This window comes from Cupriavidus sp. USMAHM13 (assembly GCF_001854285.1).
GTDB classification, from domain to species: domain Bacteria; phylum Pseudomonadota; class Gammaproteobacteria; order Burkholderiales; family Burkholderiaceae; genus Cupriavidus; species Cupriavidus malaysiensis.
Genome location: NZ_CP017752.1, coordinates 2,303,738 through 2,319,988 on the forward strand (window position 1 = coordinate 2,303,738; position 16,251 = coordinate 2,319,988).

14 protein-coding genes are annotated in these 16,251 nt (G+C 70.4%); 4 read left to right on the forward strand and 10 right to left on the reverse strand.

Translation table 11 applies throughout. The features are described 5' to 3' along the window. Positions 1-146: 146 nt before the first annotated feature. The 6 genes from BKK81_RS28425 to BKK81_RS28450 form a co-directional block, all read right to left on the reverse strand. On the reverse strand, positions 147-2,921 hold the full coding sequence (locus BKK81_RS28425) for a nitrate reductase (RefSeq protein ID WP_071019842.1): 2,775 nt from the start codon (positions 2,919-2,921) through the stop codon (positions 147-149). 73 nt (positions 2,922-2,994) lie between these two features. Continuing rightward, entirely contained in the window at positions 2,995-4,224 is a 1,230-nt protein-coding gene (locus BKK81_RS28430) for an NAD(P)/FAD-dependent oxidoreductase (RefSeq protein WP_071019845.1), read from the reverse strand. Next, positions 4,221-4,607: a nitrite reductase small subunit NirD gene (nirD, locus tag BKK81_RS28435; protein WP_071019848.1), complete on the reverse strand. Its 387-nt coding sequence runs from the start codon at positions 4,605-4,607 to the stop codon at positions 4,221-4,223. Before nirD ends, BKK81_RS28430 begins: the two co-directional genes overlap by 4 nt. A gap of 16 nt (positions 4,608-4,623) precedes the next feature. Then, positions 4,624-7,185 carry a nitrite reductase large subunit NirB gene (nirB, locus tag BKK81_RS28440; RefSeq protein ID WP_071019850.1) on the reverse strand — a complete coding sequence of 854 codons (2,562 nt, stop codon included), beginning with the start codon at positions 7,183-7,185 and terminating at the stop codon, positions 4,624-4,626. 63 nt (positions 7,186-7,248) lie between these two features. Continuing rightward, positions 7,249-8,559 (reverse strand): MFS transporter, encoded by a 1,311-nt coding sequence (locus BKK81_RS28445; RefSeq protein ID WP_071019852.1) that lies wholly within the window; start codon positions 8,557-8,559, stop codon positions 7,249-7,251. 339 nt (positions 8,560-8,898) lie between these two features. After that, entirely contained in the window at positions 8,899-9,408 is a 510-nt protein-coding gene (locus BKK81_RS28450) for a winged helix-turn-helix transcriptional regulator (RefSeq protein WP_071019855.1), read from the reverse strand. Positions 9,409-9,497: 89 nt separating this feature from the next. Here BKK81_RS28450 and BKK81_RS28455 point away from each other — a divergent pair, with 89 nt between their 5' ends. Next, positions 9,498-10,124, forward strand: a complete 627-nt coding sequence (locus BKK81_RS28455; RefSeq protein WP_083384504.1) for a GNAT family N-acetyltransferase — start codon at positions 9,498-9,500, stop codon at positions 10,122-10,124. Between the two features lie 9 nt (positions 10,125-10,133). Here the strand turns inward: BKK81_RS28455 and BKK81_RS28460 are convergent, their stop codons facing one another. Then, a complete protein-coding gene (locus BKK81_RS28460) occupies positions 10,134-10,958 on the reverse strand; it encodes an EamA family transporter (RefSeq protein ID WP_083384792.1) in 825 nt (274 codons plus the stop codon). Between the two features lie 364 nt (positions 10,959-11,322). On the opposite strand from BKK81_RS28460, the gene BKK81_RS28465 reads away from it, so the two are divergent. After that, positions 11,323-12,039 (forward strand): SDR family NAD(P)-dependent oxidoreductase, encoded by a 717-nt coding sequence (locus tag BKK81_RS28465; RefSeq protein WP_071019860.1) that lies wholly within the window; start codon positions 11,323-11,325, stop codon positions 12,037-12,039. 57 nt (positions 12,040-12,096) lie between these two features. Here the strand turns inward: BKK81_RS28465 and BKK81_RS36855 are convergent, their stop codons facing one another. Both BKK81_RS36855 and BKK81_RS28475 read right to left on the reverse strand, forming a co-directional pair. Continuing rightward, complete coding sequence (locus BKK81_RS36855; RefSeq protein WP_071019862.1) at positions 12,097-13,302, reverse strand: GGDEF domain-containing protein; 1,206 nt, start codon at positions 13,300-13,302, stop codon at positions 12,097-12,099. Positions 13,303-13,531: 229 nt separating this feature from the next. Beyond that, on the reverse strand, positions 13,532-13,762 hold the full coding sequence (locus BKK81_RS28475; protein ID WP_071019864.1) for a hypothetical protein: 231 nt from the start codon (positions 13,760-13,762) through the stop codon (positions 13,532-13,534). Between the two features lie 336 nt (positions 13,763-14,098). On the opposite strand from BKK81_RS28475, the gene BKK81_RS28480 reads away from it, so the two are divergent. Next, the gene (locus BKK81_RS28480; protein ID WP_231908120.1) at positions 14,099-14,647 is read left to right on the forward strand and encodes a TetR/AcrR family transcriptional regulator; all 549 of its coding nucleotides are present in this window, start codon (positions 14,099-14,101) and stop codon (positions 14,645-14,647) included. A 37-nt stretch (positions 14,648-14,684) separates the two neighbouring features. Here the strand turns inward: BKK81_RS28480 and BKK81_RS28485 are convergent, their stop codons facing one another. Continuing rightward, positions 14,685-15,380, reverse strand: coding sequence for a VIT1/CCC1 transporter family protein (locus BKK81_RS28485; protein WP_071019870.1), 696 nt, complete (start codon positions 15,378-15,380; stop codon positions 14,685-14,687). 388 nt (positions 15,381-15,768) lie between these two features. Between BKK81_RS28485 and BKK81_RS28490 the strand changes: the two genes are divergently transcribed. Then, complete coding sequence (locus BKK81_RS28490; protein ID WP_083384505.1) at positions 15,769-16,194, forward strand: hypothetical protein; 426 nt, start codon at positions 15,769-15,771, stop codon at positions 16,192-16,194. Positions 16,195-16,251 lie beyond the last annotated feature (57 nt).

Genomic DNA, 16,251 nt, shown 5'->3' on the forward strand with positions numbered 1-16,251 from the left:
GCCGCGGCGGTGGACCAGCGTGCCGGGCAGCACACTGTCGAGCGCCTGCATGCGCAGCGGCTGGCCGGGCCGGTGCGCGTGGAGGGCAGGTGGGAAGGGGGGGAAGGGGGGAAGGGGCGGGCGAGAGCCCGCGGAAGGGCAGAAAGTCAGGCCGCTTCGTCCACCTGCAGTTCCGCCAGCAGCTTCTTCAACTCGGGAACGCAGGACCCGCAGTTGCCGCCGGCCTTGACGCAGGCGGTGACCTCCGCCGGTGTCTTCAGCCCGTGCCGGCGCACCGCGTCGCAGATGGTGTTGCGCCCGACGCCGAAGCAGGAGCAGACGGTCGGTCCGGCATCGGCGCCCTTTTCCAGTGGTTGGCCCAGCAGCAGCGCGATGCGGTCGGCATCTTCAAGGGCGTCCTGGCCGAACAGCGTGGCCATCCAGGCGCGCGAGGGCAGGTCGGGACGGGTGCTGACATAGAGGCAGCTTTCCAGGCGCTCGCCGACCACATGGGCGGCGTGGTAGATGCCGGCACTGCGGTCTTCGTACTCGATCCAGTCGGCCTCGTCATCCACGACACCCAGCAACGCGCGCGCCCAGGCGCCGCGCTCGGCCACGTTGTCGCGCCCGGCGAACTCGTAGCGCTGGAAGGCCTTGCCCTGCACCCGCGTCCAGTAGGTGAGCGGATCGAGCGGCAGGGGCCGCCGGCTGAGCACGAAGCCATGCCAGTTGACGCGGAATTCCTCCACCCGCACCGGGGTGTGCTTGAACTCGGGTTCGCCGGAGACGGGGTCCACCACGGGATTGACCAGGGCGCCGACACGGGCGTCGGAGCTGAACTGGTCGTTCCAGTGGATGGGGATGAAGATGCTGCCGCGCGGGATGCCGCCGCCGTGGCGCACGCGCGCAACCATGGCGCCCCAGCGGCTCTGGATGCGTGCCAGGCGGCCTTCGCCGACGCCGGCCAGCAGGGCATCCTGCGGGTGCATGTCGACGAAGGGCTCAGGCAGGTGCTCGCCCAGCCGGGCCGCGCGGCCGGTACGCGTCATGGTGTGCCACTGGTCGCGGACCCGGCCGGTGTTGAGGATCAGCGGAAACGCCTGGTCCGGCGCGTTGGCCGGCGCGCGCGGCGCGGTGGCCACGAAGCGGGCGCGGCCGTCGGCGTGGGCGAAGCGGCCGCCGGCGAACAGGCGCGCCATGCCGGCCGGCGGAACTGCCCCGTCGGTTGCCGCCGGCAGCGGCCACTGCACCGGCGCGAGGGCGTCATAGGCCTGGCGCGAGAGGCCGGCCAGGCCGCCGATGTCGAACATGCGCGGCACCCCGTCGGGGCCGTCGTGGTTGCGCCAGGCGCTCAGGCGCGCATGCTCGTCGAAGATCTCGTGCGGGCCGCTGTAGTCGAAGCCGGCGAACCCCATGCGGCGCGCCACTTCGCAGATCACCTGCCAGTCGGCGCGCGCTTCGCCGGGCGCGGCCAGGAAGGCGCGCTGGCGCGAGATGCGGCGTTCGGAGTTGGTCACCGTGCCGTCTTTCTCGCCCCAGCCGAGCGCGGGCAGCAGCACGTGCGCGCAGGCATTGGTGTCGGTGCGCTCGATGATGTCGGAGGCCACCACCAGTTCGCAGCGCTGCAGCGCGCGCCGCGCCCGGTCGGCGTCGGGCAGGCTGACCAGCGGATTGGTGGCCATCACCCACACCGCCTTGACGCGGCCGGTCTCGATGGCATCGAACAGCTCCACCGCCTTCAGCCCCGGACGCTCGGCCAGGGCCGGTGCCTGCCAGAAGGCGCGGACCAGCTCGCGGTGGCCGGCATCGCCGAGTTCCAGGTGGGCGGCCAGCATATTGGCCAGGCCGCCTACCTCGCGCCCGCCCATGGCGTTGGGCTGGCCGGTCAGCGAGAACGGCCCGGCGCCCGGTTTGCCGACGCGCCCGGTCAGCAGGTGGCAGTTGATCAGGCTGTTGACCTTGTCGGTGCCGGACGAGGACTGGTTCACGCCCTGCGAGAAGGCTGTGACCACCTTGGGCGTCTCGGCGAACCAGCGGTAGAAGGTCAGCAGGTCCTGTTCGTCGAGGCGGCAGGCGCGTGCCACCTCGGCGGGATCGGCGCCGCCCGCGCGCGCGGCGGCGAGCGCCGTCTCCAGCCCCGCGGTATGGGCTTCGACGAAGGCGGCATCGGCGGCGCCGTGGTCGACCAGCCAGGCCAGCAGGCCGTTGAACAGGCGCACGTCGGTGCCGGGCTTCAGCGCCAGGTGCAGGTCGGCCAGCTCGCAGGTGGCGGTGCGGCGCGGATCGATCGCCACGATGCGCAGATCCGGACGGGCCTCCTTGGCGCGTGCCAGGCGCTGGTAGAGGATGGGATGGCACCAGGCGGCGTTGGAGCCGACCAGCACCACCAGGTCGGCCAGTTCCAGGTCTTCATAGCTGCCCGGCACCAGGTCTTCGCCGAAGGCGCGCTTGTGGCCGGCCACCGCCGAGGACATGCACAGACGGGAATTGGTGTCGATGTTGGCGCTGCCGATGCAGCCCTTCATCAGCTTGTTGGCGACGTAGTAGTCCTCGGTCAGCAACTGTCCGGAGACGTAGAGGGCGACCGCGTCCGGGCCGTGGCGCGCGATCACGTCTGCGAAGCCGCGCGCCACCGCGTCGAGCGCTTCGTCCCAGCCGGCCCGGCGCAGGCCGCCGTCGGGCGTGCGCAGCTGCGGCGCCAGCAGGCGCCCCTCCAGGCCGAGCGTTTCGCCAAGCGCCGAGCCCTTGACGCACAGCCGGCCCTGGTTGGCGGGGTGGGACGGATCGCCGCCGACCTCGATGCGTCCGTCGGCCTGCAGGGTGGCACGCACGCCGCAGCCGACGCCGCAATAGGGGCAGGTGGTGGCGACCGCCGCGCCGGCGTCGGCGGAGGCAGCCGGGCCGGTGGCGGTGGCCACGACGGGGATGTCGGAGAGATTCACGCTGTCTGTCTACCTGTCTACCTGTCTACCTGTCTGTCTACCTGATGGGGGCGTGCCGGCGACTGCCGCACGGCTACGCGGCCAGTGCCTCGCACTGGGCGCGGCCGAACAGCAGCCGCTGTCGCATCGCGCCGACGCTGGCGCGGCGCTGGATCAGGTCGAAATACCAGGGGCCGTCCTGCACGTCGCCGTACAGCACGGCACCCACCAGGCAGCCGTCCTCCAGTACCAGCCGCTTGTACACGCCGCGCCGGGGGTCGCGCAGCACCAGGTTCTCGCTGGCTTCGCCGCCGAGGAAATCGCCGGCCGAGTACAGGTCGACCCCGGTCACCTTGAGCTTGGTGGCGGTGGCCTGCTGGATGTAGCGGCGGTGCCCGGCGCCGGCCAGGTGGGCGGCGCACACGCGCGCCTGGTCCCAGATCGGCGCGACCAGGCCGAAGGTGGCGTTGCGGTGCTGCACGCATTCGCCGACGGCATAGATGCGCGGGTCATAGGTCTGCAGCGTGTCGTCGACCAGGATGGCGCGCTCGCAGCGCAGCCCGGCGGACTGCGCCAGGGCGGTGTTGGGGCGGACGCCGGCGGTCATCACCACCAGGTCGGCCGGGATCTGGCTGCCGTCCTGGAAGCACACGCCGGTCACGCGCTCCTCACCCAGGATGCCGCTGGTGCGGGCATCGAGCAGGAAGCGCAGGCCGCGCCGCTCCAGCGCCTGCTTGAGCAGGGCCGAGGCGGGTTTGTCGAGCTGGCGCTCCATCAGGCTGTCGGTGGCGTGCACCACGGTCACCTCCATGCCCTGGCGCAGCAGGCCGTTGGCCGCCTCCAGGCCGAGCAGGCCGCCGCCGATCACCACCGCGTGCCGGTGGCGGCGCGCCGCAGCCAGCATCTGCTCGACGTCATGGATGTCGCGGAAGGCGATCACGCCCTCCAGCTGGTGTCCGGGCACCGGCAGGATGAACGGCTTGGAGCCGGTGGCCAGCAAGAGCCTGTCATAGCGCACTGCGCGGCCGGACTCGGCGCGCACCAGGCGGCGCGGGCGGTCGATGGCCACCACCGGGTCGCCCGCCAGCAGCTCGATGCCATGCTGCGCGTACCACTCGAGCGTGTTGAGCATGATGTCGTCGACCGTCTTCTCGCCCGCGAGCAGCGGCGACAGCAGGATGCGGTTGTAGTTGCCGTGCGGCTCGGCGCCGAACACCGTGATGTCGTACAGGTCCGGCGCCAGCCGCAGCAGTTCCTCGACCGTGCGCATGCCGGCCATGCCGTTGCCGACCACCACCAGCCGGGGTTTGGCGGGGGAAGTCATGCCGCCAGCTCTTCGGCTTCGGCTTCGCGCGCCACCGCCGCGGCGGCGACCCAGACCTTACCGCCGTAGACACGCGCCGGGTAGGCATCGACCGAGTGCTGCGGCGCCTCCAGGCATTCCCCGGTGCGCAGGTCGAAATGGTGCTTGTAGATCGGCGACGCCACCACCAGGTGCTCGCCGAGATTGCCCACCAGTCCGCGCGACAGCACCGCGGCCTGGGCGTTGGGGTCGTAGTTGTCGAGGGCGTAGACTTCCTCGCCGCGCCCGATGCGGAACACGGCGATCTGCTGGCCATCGACCAGGGCGCAGACACCAGTATTGGGCACGATCTCGCGCAGGGTGCAGACGGCGGTCCAGGTTTCCGCTTGATGGGTATGGCTCATCACGTTCTCCTTGATTTCATGCTGCATTGGCGGGCACGGCGACCACGGGGATGTGGCTCACGCGGGAACGCTGCAATTTCCGTTCCTCCGGCGTGGCGGGGCGGATCTGGCCGCGCTCTTCCATGAAGACCAGGTTGTCGTCGCGGTGATCGCTGTTGACGAAGTGGCGGAAGCGGCGGCGCGTTTCCGGATCGGTCACGGCGCGCTTCCATTCATCCTCGTAGGTATCGACCACGTGCTGCATCTCGGCTTCCAGTTCGGCGCCGAGGCCGAGCTTGTCGTCGACCACCACGGCCTTCAGGTAGTCGAGCCCGCCTTCCAGGTTGTCGCGCCAGACGCTGGTGCGCTGGAGGCGGTCGGCGGTGCGGATGTAGAACATCAGGAAGCGGTCGATGTAGCGCATCAGGGTGTCGCGGTCGAGGTCGCCCGCCAGCAGTTCGGCATGGCGCGGCTTCATGCCGCCGTTGCCGCATACGTACAGGTTCCAGCCGCGCTCGGTGGCGATCACGCCGACGTCCTTGCCTTGCGCCTCGGCGCACTCGCGCGTGCAGCCGGACACGCCGAACTTGATCTTGTGCGGGGCGCGCAGGCCCTTGTAGCGGTTCTCCAGCGCGACCGCCAGGCCGACCGAGTCGTCGACGCCATAGCGGCACCAGGTCGAGCCCACGCAAGACTTCACCGTGCGCAGCGACTTGCCGTAGGCGTGGCCCGACTCGAAGCCCGCGGCGATCAGTTCTTCCCAGATCCGCGGCAGTTCTTCCAGGCGCGCGCCGAACATGTCGACACGCGCGCCGCCGGTGATCTTGGTGTACAGGCCATACTTCTTGGCGATGCGGCCGACCGCGATCAGGCCGTCCGGCGTGACCTCGCCGCCGGGCATGCGCGGCACCACGGAATAGGTGCCGTCCTTCTGGATGTTGGCGAGGAAATAGTCGTTCGAATCCTGCAGGCCGGCGTGCTCTTCCTTCAGCACGAAGTCGTTCCAGCACGAGGCCAGGATGCTGCCCACCGCCGGCTTGCAGATGTCGCAGCCCAGGCCCTTGCCGTGGGCAGCAAGCAGGTCGTCGAAGGACTTGAACTTGCCGACCCGCACCAGGTGGTAGAGCTCCTGGCGCGAGTAGGGGAAGTGCTCGCACAGGTGGTTGCTGACCGCCAGGCCCTGCTTCTGCATCTGCGCCTTCATGATCTGCGTGACCAGCGGCACGCAGCCACCGCAGGCGGTGCCGGCCTTGGTGCAGGACTTGAGCGCGCCGATGCTGGTGGCGCCGTCGCTGACGGCGGCGCAGATCTCGCCCTTGCTGACGTTGTTGCAGGAGCAGATCTGGGCGCCGTCGGGCAGCGCGTCGGCGCCGAGCGCGGGGCGCGCCTTGCCGTCGGCGGCGGGCAGGATGAGGAATTCAGGCGATTCCGGCAGCTCGATGCGGTTGAGCATCATCTGCAGCAGGGTGCCGTACTCGGCCGCGTCGCCGACCAGCACGCCGCCCAGCAGGTGCTTGCCGCACTCGGACACGACCAGCTTCTTGTAGACCTGCTTGCGCTCGTCGGCGAAGTGGTAGGCGCGGCTTCCCGGCACCTGGCCGTGCGGGTCGCCGATGCTGGCCACGTCCACGCCCATCAACTTGAGCTTGGTGCTCAGGTCCGCCCCGGCGAACGACGCCGCCTCGCCGCGCAGCTGGCGCGCCACCACGCGCGCCATGTCGTAGCCCGGCGCGACCAGGCCGAATAGCTTGCCCTGCCACAGTGCGCATTCGCCGATGGCGTAGATATGCGGGTCCGAGGTCAGGCACTGGTCGTCGATGGCGATGCCGCCACGCTCGCCGACACGCAGCCCGGCGGCGCGCGCCAGTTCGTCGCGCGGGCGGATGCCGGCCGAGAACACGATCATGTCGGTGTCGAGGTGGCTGCCGTCGGCGAAGCGCATGCGATGGGTGCCGTGCTCGCCGTCGACGATCTCCAGCGTGTTCTTGCCGGTGTGGACCGTCACGCCGAGCGCCTCGATCTTCTGGCGCAGCATGCGGCCGCCGCCGTCGTCGACCTGCACCGCCATCAGGCGCGGGGCGAACTCCACCACATGGGTCTGCAGGCCCATGTCGCGCAGCGCCTTGGCGCATTCGAGGCCGAGCAGGCCGCCGCCGATCACCACGCCGGAGCGGGCGTGGGCGCCGCGGGCCTGCATCGCTTCCAGGTCTTCGATGGTGCGGTAGACGAAGCAGTTGCGGCGGTCCTTGCCGGGCACCGGCGGCACGAAGGGGTAGGAGCCGGTGGCCAGCACCAGCTTGTCATAGTGCAGGGTCTCGCCGCCGGCCGTGGTGACCGTGCGCGCGGCGGTATCGATGGCGGCGGCACGGTCGTTCAGGCGCAGCAGCATATTGCCGTGCTCGGCGAAGAAGCCCGGCGCCACCAGCGAGAGGTCGTCGGCGGACTTGCCCGAGAAGAACTCGGACAGGTGCACGCGGTCGTAGGCGGGGCGCGCTTCCTCGCACAGTACCGTCACCGTGAGGTCCTGGGCGCCGGACTCGGCCAGGCATTCCAGGAACTTGTGGCCGACCATGCCGTGTCCGATGACGATGATATTCATGATGCTTTCCTTGCTGGGGCGATCCGGTGGCGGGATTGGGCCTGGGACTGGGGATCGGCTGGCTCAGTTGGCCAGGGCGTTGTCATAGAGGGCTTGTTCGCTGGCCTTGTGGTCGGCGCTGAAGCGGATAGCGATGGCGCACAGGGCGGCGCCGACCGCGACTAGGCCGAGCACCGACAGCGTCAGCTGCAGGTTGCCCAAGCCCTTGAGCAGGAAGCCGGCCGCGACCGCGCCGACGTTGCCGCCCGCGCCGATGATGCCGGCAACGCCGCCGAGCGCCTTGCGGTCGATGAAGGGCACCAGCGCATAGGTGGCACCGCAGGCCATGTGGGTGAACAGGCCGAAGGCGAGCATGGCGGCCAGTGCCAGCGCGAAGTGGTCGGCGTGGGCGAACCACAGCAGCCCCAGGCCCTCGCCGAGGATCAGCACGAACAGCAGCGTGGTGCGTGCGTCCAGGCCGCGGCGCCGCGCCACCTTGTCCGACAGCCACCCACCCAGGGCACGGGCGAACAGGGCAAGCAGGCCGAAGCTGGCGGCGGCCATGCCGGCGCTGCCGAGCGACAGGCCGAAGCGGTCGACGTAGTAGCTCGCGGCCACGTTGTGGATGAACAGCTCCACGCCGAAGCAGGCGCCATAGGTGATGAACAGCAGCCACACGCGGTAGTTGGCGCTGGCGGCGCGGAAGCTGTCCCAGCCGCCCTTCTTGCCGCCGTCGATGGCGATGCCGCGGGCGCGCAGTTCGGCGTAGTTGCCTTGCGGGCAATCCTGGGCGTAGCGCCAGTAAAGCGCGGCCATGGCCAGCATCAGCATGCCCGGCACCAGCAGCGCGAGGCGCCAGCCGAGCGCATGGTCCACGCCCAGCATCAGCACGGCGGCCAGCAGCAGCGGCATCGCGCCCTGCGCCACGCCGCCGCCGGCATTGCCCCAGCCGGCGCTGGCGGCGTTGGCGGTGCCGACCACGTTGGGCGCGAACATCACCGAGGTGTGGTACTGCGTGATGACGAAACTGGCCCCGACCGCGCCGATCAGCAGGCGGAACACCAGGAAGGTCTCGTAGTTGCGGGCCAGCGCCACGCCCAGCACCGGGATGGCGCCGAGTGCCAGCAGCGCGGTATAGGTCTTGCGCGGGCCGAAGCGGTCGCACATCGGGCCGATCACCAGCCGCACGAGGATGGTGACGGCCACCGCGGCGATATTGATATTGGCGATCTGCGCCGGGGTCAGGTGGAACTCACCCTTGAGCACCGGCATCAGCGGCGCGCAGGCGAACCAGGCGAAGAAGCAGACGAAGAAGGCCATCCAGGACAGATGGAAGGCGCGCATCTGCGGGGTGCGCAGGCTCAGCAGTTCGATGCGGGTGGCTTTGCCGTTCATGGGCGGGCTCCGGAAAACAAAAGGCGTCCCGCGAACCGGTCGCAGACCGGTCCAGGGGACGCCGTTGTCCTGACGCCGGCCACGTGGGATGGCCGGCGCGCTGTTTGTCAGGCGAACCGCCGTTGGCCCGCCTGCGTTCCATTACGCAAGCGCTGTGCCAGGGACTGCAAGTGCCTTATCGGTTGTTTTCCACCGAAGGAGGTGCGCGCCACTGGCGCCGCCATCTGCTTGCCGCGGCGCATCATGCGCCATGCCGGGGAATTGGCGGGAGGGGGCGGGAGGGGCCGCACGCGAATGGTGCGGCGCAATGCATCAAGCGGGTGCCGTGCCGGCGCCGGCTCAGGCGGCCGGCGGCATGTCGGCGGCGTCGGCGGCGCCGGAGGTGGTAGTGCGGGTGGCGGTGCGCGGAATGCGCTGGACCGCGATGTCCGACGGCGAGACCGCCTCGCCCGTATCGTCCACCAGGGCGGCATGGACGGGCCGGCCGCTCGTGCGTGCGCGCAGCACCACCGGTCCCTGGCCATCCGGACTGAGGTGGGCATCCCCCCATTGCATCAGGCCGACCAGCACCGGCAGCAACTCGACGGCGGCGCGTGTCGGGCGATATTCGAAGCGCTCGCGCGCGCCGGGTTCGCGGTAGCCGACGCGGCGCAGGATGCCGGCGTCCGTCAGGGTCTTCAGGCGTGCCGACAGCACTGCCGGCGAGCATTGCAGGCGTTCGAGGAAGTCGTCGAAACGCCGGATGCCGTGGAAGACATCGCGCAGGATCAGCATCGTCCACTTCTCGCCGATCAGCGCGAGCGTGGCCGCGATGGAGCATTGGTCGAGGACAGGGTCGCGCGGTTTCATGATGAGATCAGCATAGCATGCTGACTTCATTTGCAAAACTCAGGTTCTCCCCTATACTCTGAATACGTTTTGTGTAGTCAGGAGTCGCCATGTCTTTCACCGCTTCCCTCGCTCGCGCGGATGCTGCCACGATGGCGGATTGCGGGGTGCCGCCCCTGGCAGTTCAGGAGTGGGTCCTGCGGGACGGTGTGCGGTTGGCGGTGCGCCCGGCCACCACGGCGGACGGGCCCGCGTTGCGTGCCTTCGTCGATGGCCTGTCACGGGAAAGCCGCTACTTCCGCTATCTGACCGGCGGACGCGTGGCCGAGCCGGTCCTCGAGAGCTTCCTGGCCTCGGCCACCGATGGCGGCGTGGCGATGCTGGTGCTGGTGGACACGGACCAGGGCGAGCGCATCGTCGCCAACGGCCAGTACGTGGTCAACCAGGACACGGCGGAGTTTGCCGTTGCCGTCGATGACGACTGGCAGGGCAAGGGCCTGGGCCGCCGCCTGATCGGCAAGCTGCGAGAACTGGCGCGCAGCGCCGGCCTGCATCGCATGCGCGGCGACGTCCTCAGCGAGAACCGCCGCATGCTGGCCCTGCTGCGCGACTGCGGTTTCCATCTGCGCCGCAATCCCGAGGACAGCATGCTGCACCTGGTCGAGGTCGCGCTGGACCGTGCGGAGGAGTCCGGCGGGGCACGTGCGCCGGCGGCGGGGCCTTCGCTCTCGCGTTGAGCCAGCCTGTCAGTCGGCGGCCGCAGCCGCGCCACTCGCGCGGCGGGCGGTGGCGGTGGCCCCGACCGAGGCGATGATGATGGCGCCGATGGCCAGCCACTGCCTGCCGCTGAGTTGTTCATGCAGCAACGCCAGGCCGGCGAGCGCGCCCATGGCCGGTTCCAGGCTCAACAGGATGCCGAAGGTGCGTGGCGGCAGCCGCTTCAGCGCCACCATCTCCAGTGAATAGGGCACCGCGCTCGACAGCAGGCCGACAGCCAGGCCGGCGGCGAGCAGCGGCGGGCTCAGCAAGGCGCTGCCCGCGTGAGCCACGCCGAAGGGCGCCACCACCAGCGCCGCCATGGTCAAGCCCAGCGACGTGGCCTGGCCGCCATGTGCCTGGCCGGCGCGCTTGCCGAACACGATATAGAGGGCCCAGCCAACCCCGGCGGCCAGCGCGAAGGCCATGCCGGTAGGGTCCAGCCGTGCGGCGGCGGCATCCAGCGGCAGCAACAGCACCAGCCCGAGCAGGGCGCATGCGATCCAGACGAAATCGAGCGCGCGCCGCGACGACAACACCGCCACGGTCAGCGGCCCGGTGAATTCGATGGCGATGGCCAGCCCCAGCGGGATGGTGCGCAGGGACAGGTAGAACATCAGATTGGTGGCGCCCAGGGCGGCGCCGTACAGCGCGATCGCGCGTGCGTGCGCGGCGCTCAGGGGGAAGCGCCAGGGCCGCCATACCGTCAGCAGGATCAGGGCGGAGAACCCGACCCGCAGCGTGGTGGTGCCCTGCGCGCCCAGGGCCTGGAACAGGCTCTTGGCGAACGAGGTGCCGAGGCACAGGGAGGCCATGGAACCCACCAGGGCGAGCACGGCGATGGCAGTGCCATGGTTGGAGTCGGTGGTGCGGGGACTGGACACTTCGGTTCGGCTTGGGACGCGGAAAGTGAAAAGCGGGGCGGCCCGCGCGGGCGGGGCTGCCGCATCTTGCCCGATCCTGGTGCGGCTGGCTAGCGAGGGCGGGTGAGGCCGTGGGAGACCGGCTGGGGCCGCGGCAGGCCGTCGCTCCTTGCGTCCCGCGCGCCGGCCGCTATGGTGGAAGGTGCCCGGCCGCGCGTCGGCGGGAACGGCCGGGCGGTCCTGGCGACCGGCCCGGGGGAACAACCCTGCCGGCACGCACCGGGTGCGGGCGGCAGCAGAGCGGGGAGGGTGGACGATGCAAGCAGGTGAATCCTTGCGCGGCGTGGTCATCACCGGTGCGGCGGGCGCGCTCGGTCGCGCGGTAGCAGCGCGCTTTGCCCGGGAAGGGGCGCGGCTGGCACTGATCGACCGGGAACTGGCGCCGCTGCAGGCGGCCTTCGGTGGCATGGGTGGCACACCGCCGCCGCTGCTGCACGCGGCCGACGTGACCTCGCCCGACGCCATGGCACAGGCGGCCGGTGTCATCCTCGGCGCGCTCGGCCAGGTCGACGTGCTGGTGCACGTAGCGGGCGGCTTCGAGATGGGCGAGCCCGTTCACGCGCTGAGCCGTGCTGCCTGGCAGCGCATGATGGACCTCAATGCCTGGTCGCTGGTGGCGGTGACCGGCCCGTTCCTGCCGCCGATGCTGGCGCGCGGCAGCGGCCGGGTGGTGGCGGTATCGGCGCGCTCGGCGGCGGCCGGGGTGGCCGGCATGTCGGCTTACTGCGCGTCGAAAAGCGCGCTGCAGCGCTTGGTGGAGAGCCTGTCGCAGGAGGTGCGCGGCGCCGGCGTCCATGTCAACAGCGTCGCTCCCAGCGTGCTGGACACGCCGGCTAACCGGCAGGCCATGCCGGACGCGGATCCGTCCGCCTGGGTGTCGACCGCACAGGCGGCGGAGGCGATCGCCTTTCTGGCCTCCGCCGCGGCCGATGCCGTGCACGGCCGCCACCTGGTGCTCGACGGGTTGAGCTGAGCCCAGCGGCGCGGCCGGCACCGCGAGGCGCGGGCCGCGGGCCGCTCGGACAGCCATTCAAGCGGCCGCGTCGTTGGCGGCCATGATGGACCGGCGCGGCCGCGCGGGACCGCCTTGCTTGGCATCGTAGAGCCCGCGGTCGGCGCGCGCATAGGCTTCGTCGAAGGTCTCGCCCAGGCGGAACCGCACGGCGCCGATGCTGAGCCGCAGTGGCTGCCCGTCGGGCAGGTGCACGCAGGCGGCGAGCTGGTGCAGGCGCGCCGCCATCTCATGCACGGCCTCGGCCTCGGGCGAACCGACCAGCACGGCAAACTCGTCCCCGCCCAGTCGGCCCGACAGGCCGTCGGCACCGGCCAGCGCGCGCAGCAGGGCGCCGAGTTCGCGCAGCACCTGATCGCCGGCAAGATGGCCGAAACGGTCGTTGACCTCCTTGAAACGATCGACGTCGAGCAGCATCAGTGCCAGTGGCTGGTCCTGCAGCGCGGCGTGCGCCAGCCAGCCCGCGGCGGTCGCCTCGAAATGGGAGCGGCTCGCCACTCCGGTGAGGCTGTCGGTATTGGCGCGGAACTCGAGCTGCTGCTGCACCAGCAGCAGCTTTTCCTGCTGTTCCGTGTGCAGGAAGATCAGCATGGCGCAGACGAAGGCGAAGTTGGCGACCTGCCCCGCCAGCGTCAGCAGCAGCGCATCGGGGATGGCGGCCACCGGCGAAGCGGTATCGCTGTAGGCCAGCCGTCCCAGGCGCTCCAGGCAGGTCAGCAGCAGCACGATCAAGGCGCCCTGGAACAGGCGCCGCGCCGCGGTCGGCAAGCGGTCGCCGTGCTTGGCGACCACGCTGAACAAGGCCACGCCCTGCAAGGTCAGGCCCGCCGTCACGGCCACGCTGCGTGCCGTATAGCCTGCGTCCGTCACATAGGTGAGCGCCCACAGGGAGGCCGCGGCCACGCCCATGGCCCATAGCCACAGGACCTCCGTGCGCGCCGCGCGATGCAGGAAGTCGTTGAGTCCCGCGCCCAGCAGCGGCAGGGAAAAGAACAGCAGGATGTTCGACAGCGACAGCACCAGCCAGCGCGGCAGCACCGGCGTCGTCAGCAGGATCAGCGTCCCCACCGCCAGCACGACCTCGTTCCACAGCCACCAGCCGCCGCCGCGCCGTCCGAGGCTGCCCTGCCACAGCGTGAAGACGACCGCCGCAAGCAAGGCATAGCTGATGCCTGCGAACAGCAGCGCCGTGGGGAGGTCCAGCTTGGGCAGCCAGGGGCTCATCGTGGACGGAGGCCTTCCTTTGCGCGCCGGGCCGGCGCAATGTGGCGGTTGTGGCGCCCGCAGGGGCTTGGTGCGGCGAGGGTGGCGGGTCGGCGCGTTCCTTGCGCCGGGCATGCATCACATCGTCGCGATCATGGGATAACCATCGGCGACGCGGGGAATGGCGTCAAGCCCCCCTTTGGCATGGGCCGGGCCGCCCGCCCGGCCGCGCCAGGAGGCGGGGCCGGGATCAGGAGAACCGGCCGGGCAGGCCGGCGGGTTCACGCGCGAATGCCGCGAATGCCTCGAGGAAGGTGCGGCCGCGCCGGGTCAGGCGGGGGAAGGCAGGACCTTGCCGCAGCGGCTCGACGCGCACCAGGTCGTGGCGGATCAAGGCTTCGAGGTCGATCGGATCGAGCTGCAAGGGATCGGGGCGATCCCGCAGCAGCATCAAGGTGGCGATTTCGTGTGGACTCAGCATGTACATCTCCTGGGGGCGGGGAGGGACACGAGAAAGCAAGGGGGAGCACTGAGGCACGGCGCGTCGCACGGGGCGCGCTGCAGTGATGCGTGATGCGCCCGGCGGCCGCTGCGCAAGCCGTCAGTTGTTCAGTTTGACGAGGCGGCGCGGAATCGGTTCATCCAGGCACAGGCCCCGCGGCTGGGAGCACACCACCATTTCGCTTCATGGCTGAACGATGGTCATGCTATCGTTCCGAGCAGCCGGCGGGCGGCACCGGGGCAGATCCCGGCGGCAGCGTCCGCGGGGGACAGGGAGGGCGCGGCCATGCGCTATTCGGAAACACATAAGCGGGACATGCGGGAAAAGCTGCTGGACAGCAGCAGCGCGATTGCCAAGAAGGGAGGCTTCGGCACCACCGGGGTCGATGCCCTGATGAGTGCGATCGGACTGACCGGCGGTGCCTTCTACGGGCATTTCCCCTCGAAGGACGCATTGTTCGCTGCCATCGTCGCGCGGGAACTGGAACATAGCGCGCAGATGCTGGCGGGCGACGAACAGGCACCGCCCGACCACGTGGCGCGCTGCCTGCGGCGCTACCTGAGCGATGGCCATGCCGAACACCCGGAGTCGGGCTGCGTGCTGCCGGCGCTCGGTGCAGAGATCGCGCGCGCCGGCCCTGGCGTGCGGGCCGAAGTGGAGGCCGCGCTGCGCCGCCTGCAGGAAGATTGGCGCGACCGTGTGGGCGATGCGGATGCGGCCTGGGCCCTGCTCGCGCAGTGCGTGGGCGCCATCCTGCTGGCACGGGTGGTCGAGAGCCCGCAGACGCGCCATGAGATCCTGGCCGCCAGCCGGCGCTTCCTGGAAACGGCGATCGATCCCCAACCGGGGCTGGCCGGCCCCTGAGCCGAAGACGGCCGGCTCTCACGGAGGCGGCCGGCTCTCAGGGCGCTGCGCCGAACAGGGAGCCCGCGCCCGCCGTGAGCGCCAGCGCCAGCGCCCCCCAGACGAAAACGCGCAGCGCCCCGCGCGCGACCGCGGCGCCGCCCGCGCGTGCCGCCATCCCGCCGAGCAGCAGCAAGGCCGCCAGCGTGGTGGCCGTCAGCGCTTCCCCGATCCATGCCGCCGGCGCGGCGACCACGGCCAGCAAGGGAATCGCCGCGCCCACGGTGAACGAGGCGGCCGAGGCCAGCGCGGCCTGCAGCGGCCGCGCGCGCAGGGTGGCGGTGATGCCCAGTTCGTCACGCGCGTGCGCCTCCAGGGCGTTGTGGGCCGTCAACTGTTCCGCCACCTGGCGGGCCAGCGCGGGATCGAGGCCGCGCTCGCGATAGATGGCGGTCAATTCGGTCAGTTCGTGGTCGGGGTCGGAGGCGAGTTCGTGGCGCTCGCGCCGGATATCCGCGTCCTCGGTATCGGCCTGCGACTTCACCGACACGTATTCGCCGGCGGCCATCGACATCGCGCCGGCCAGCAGGCCGGCCACGCCGGTCAGCAGCACGCTGGCGCGTGGCGCGCCGGCGGCCGCGACGCCCAGCACCAGCGCGGCCACGGAGATGACCCCGTCGTTCGCGCCGAGCACGGCCGCACGCAGCCAGCCGATGCGGTCAGCATTATGGAATTCCTTGTGAATACGAGTCATTGTTATTGCCCTGCTGTTACCGTGTCGATTGCGGCTGGATTATGCCTGTGCATTTCGTGCGAGCTGGAAACGGCCCCTCGATAATGATGAGGGAGTTTCCCGGTGGGTACTGCCGCATCCTGGATTCTGGCCGATGGGAGCCAGTCTTGGCCATCCCTGCGTTTGCCCGCGCCTGTGGTGATGGATTTCCTTTGCGCGTATCGGCGGCCCTGGCTTGGGTCTCGATGTGAATAAGATAATGAATCTAAATGCGAAGAATTATGAATCGCATATGGTGTGGTTTTTGCGGGTGGTATGAGAATTGTCATGGCAGCGCGCACTGTCTGCTATACAATCTCGCGCCATGTCGCGCGCTGAAGACATCCCCCCCCTCTACCGAGGCGTCCTGTTGCTGCTGCTGTTCTTGCTGCAGCTGCTGACGCCGCTGCTGCACGGCCATTTCGGCACGCCGGGGCGGACGGGGTGGCACATGCATGTGTTTCAGCAAAGCGCGATGTACGGATACTCGCAGATGCCGCATGGCATCCCCGTCGAGGTGGGTGCGGCGGCGCAGAGCGGCAGTGGCGACGCGGTGGCGGTGGCGCAGGAGCCCCTCGAGGTGGACGTGCAGACCGCGATCGGCCCGCTGCTGATGACGCTCGAGGTGCGGCCTGCGGCCGTGCTCGTGGCCCTGGCCTGCGCCCTGGTGGCCTTGCTGGGCACCCTCGACAATGCGCCGCCCCTGCGCTGGCGGCCACGCACGGCGCTGCCTCCGAGGCGCTGGCGCGGACCCGCGCGGCCGCCTCCCGCGCAAGCTCCTCCGCTCCTTTCCTGATTCCCGCCGGCCCCGCCGGCGTTGCGTGCCCGCGCGCTTCCCCCTGGGAGGCGCGCG